The sequence below is a fragment of the uncultured Nostoc sp. genome, from assembly GCF_964245445.1.
Classification (GTDB): Bacteria; Cyanobacteriota; Cyanobacteriia; order Cyanobacteriales; family Nostocaceae; genus Nostoc.
Window position 1 is genome coordinate 1 of sequence record NZ_CAXTNE010000446.1, and the last position, 3,043, is coordinate 3,043.

The window sequence follows — 3,043 nt, forward strand, 5'->3', positions numbered from 1 at the left end:
TTTTATCTCCGTTAACGAGTCTTTGAACTGGATGAATCCACCTTTTATCTCCGTTGACGAGTCTTTGATACTCGTAGACAACAAAATTTAAAAACTCTCTGCGCCTCTGTGCCTCTATGTGAAACTTAAAACTCTGCTAACAGCGTTTCCAAGTAGCGAGTGAAATTATATACAATAGCTTATCAGTTGCCTACACTCACAGATACCGAGTTAAAACTGACAGTTAAACAAGTTTTTAGCTGGTTGAATTTGAGTTAAGTAATATAGCGGTTCTTAGTTGAGTGCAATATAGACCTAACCCCCAACCCCTTCCCTACTAGCGTTGGGGAGTAAGATTCAAAACCTCTCTCCTAAAAGGAGAGAGGTTTGGAGAGAGGTCAAAATCTATTGCATACAAACGAGAAGCTTTATAAAACTGCATTTTTACTAAATTGATGCTGTTGGAGAATAGTCTATGGCGATGACGAAACTCTGGAAGTTTTTGAGAAACATTCAGGATTTGAACTGGGGACAAGGCGTAGAGGTAACAAAGACTGGAGCCGAAGCAGCTAAAGCCGTGCTTGATTTGGCAAAAGCCATCAAAGAGCAAAAACCCAATGTTCAAAACTTTAAACCTTATCTAGAACAGATTTCGTCGCTATTAGATGTATTTAATTCTCCTCTGGGTCAAATTACCAAAGAAGTAATTCCCTTCGCACCCATCGCCATTACTATACTAAAGTTCATTATTGATGCAACCAACAAAGAGCCAAGTTTAGAAAACTGTGTGCTACTAGTTAGTCAGGCTGCTTACATAGATAGCTTTCAGGATATTCTCAAACAAGATTCGGAATTACTCAAGAAAATTGATCCAAACCGTGAAGCTTCTCATGCTTTAGCTTTGCAGATTCAGAAATTAGGTGAGCAAGAATTTGATGAACGGGAAGTAAAAAAAGCTATTCTCTATTTCCATGAATCTCAACTGGCAGAATCATTTAATCAGATTTTACAGCAACGTTTGCAAGAAGCCGGATTAACGGAGACAGAAGCAAAAACCTTAACTGAACGGGTGGCGCGTCACACCGATGAAAATATGCAAGACGCATTGGTAGAAGTCGGAGAGAAAGCGGACAAACTTTGGAAATGGTATAGCGCCGGAGGAAAAGAAAAGCTAGAGAAAAATCTGAATATCGAAGGTTATTTGGAACAGGTAATTAAACCAAAGCCAGAAGAAAAGATTTTTGATGAAACCCATATTACCTTTCGGGATTTGTATGTACCTTTGCAAGTCAAAGAACTAGATGCCAAAGACAATGCAAGCCTGGAACTGGAAGCGTGGGTTAAGGCAATACTGAATGACCCAGAAACAAAACATAAACAAGTTTTGTTTATTCAGGGCGAAGCCGGACGGGGGAAAAGCGTCTTTTGTCGGATGTTTGCCGATTGGGTACAGCGCGAATTACATCCCAGCTTTACCCCAATTCTGATTCGGTTGCGAGATTTGCGCGTACTAAAAGATAACTTAACTGATACTTTAGAGAACTATTTACAACACCTTGATTTTGTCACCAGTGATTCAGGCTGGCTGACAGATAAAAATACTCGCTTTTTATTTTTACTGGATGGGTTTGATGAGTTATTACTAGAAGGACGAGCAACTGGCGGCTTGAAGGAATTTTTAGAACAGGTGGAACAGTTTCAAAAAGACCCCTTTTGCCGTCATCAGTTTTTGATTACCGGTCGTCCCTTAGCGCTGCAAGGAATTGAGCGCCTGCTTTCACAAACCAAAAGCTTGAAGCGCGTCGAACTTCAGCCAATGGATGACTCAATTCAGCAAAAATGGCTGGAAAAATGGGCAGTTGCGGCTCAAGTTAACAAGATTGAGTTTGAAGAATTTTTGCAGGCTTGCCCTGATGAAGTCAAAAATAAACTAGCACGAGAACCCTTACTGCTTTATTTACTGGCGCGGATGCACCGAGACAACCGTCTCAACGTCCAAATGTTTGCAGGCGCAGACGCTATTAAGGCAAAAATCCGCATCTATGACGAATCAGTGAAGTGGGTACTAGAAAAACAGCGTGACAGTGAAAATCAGAATGATAACTCTCGCTTGACTGGATTGGAGAGTGAAGATTTGCGGCAGTTTCTCACTGAAGCCGCTTTGTGTGTGGTGCAGTCTGGGAATGAATCTGCGAGAGTGACGATGTTAGAAGCACGGCTCAAAGACAGCAACAACCCAGCTGCAAAGTTAATTCAGGATGCCAGACAGGAGAATACCTCCCAAAAAAATCAACAAGATAAGCTACTCAATAATTTGTTGACGGCATTCTATATCAAACCAGCTTCAGGCGATAAAGGCGGCTCAGTTGAGTTTGTTCACAAGAGTTTTAGCGAGTTTTTATTCGCGGAACGGTTACTAAAAAGCTTTATCGATTGGACAACCAAGGTAAGCAAGCGTGACTTTATTACCACGGAGGTAATGGATAAGCAGATTTACGATTTATTAGGTTATGGAAATTTAACGCTTGAAATTGTCGAATATTTGATGGGTTGGTTGGCTGAGAATTCGGAATTTCCAAACGTAGAACGCTTGTGTCAACTGTTTCAAAGATTAGTGCAATTCTACTTCCGTTGGTGCGATGGGGAATTTATTGATGCAGAAGATGCAAACCTGCCTCTGATAAAGAAAAAACAATTGCGGGAGCAATTACCAGAGCGAGAAATTGAGTTGGGATTGCGTCAGGTGGATGTGTATACAGGGCTGAATGTGATGATTTTGCTTTTAGAGTTGCATCGCTATGCCCAAAGAAAAGACGACCTCAAAGACAAAATTACATTTCACCCCTGCGGTAAACCTAATACCGATCAATTTGACTCAGAACGCTTGCTCCGTATTATCGGCTATAGTCACTGCTTGAGTATCTCTGCTTTTAGAGAAAACTTAAGATTATTTCTCAGTCATGCCGACCTCAGCCGTACCAACCTAAGCGATGCCTACCTCAGCCATGCCGACCTCAGCCGTACCAACCTCAGCGATGCCAACCTCAGCGATGCCGACCTCAGC

Annotated in this window: 1 protein-coding gene; it reads left to right on the forward strand. The window is 41.7% G+C overall.

From position 1 onward, the window contains the following. Nucleotides 1-454 precede the first annotated feature (454 nt). The coding region (locus tag ACFE90_RS36920) for an NACHT domain-containing protein (protein WP_375507197.1) at nucleotides 455-3,043 on the forward strand (2,589 nt) is incomplete at its 3' end.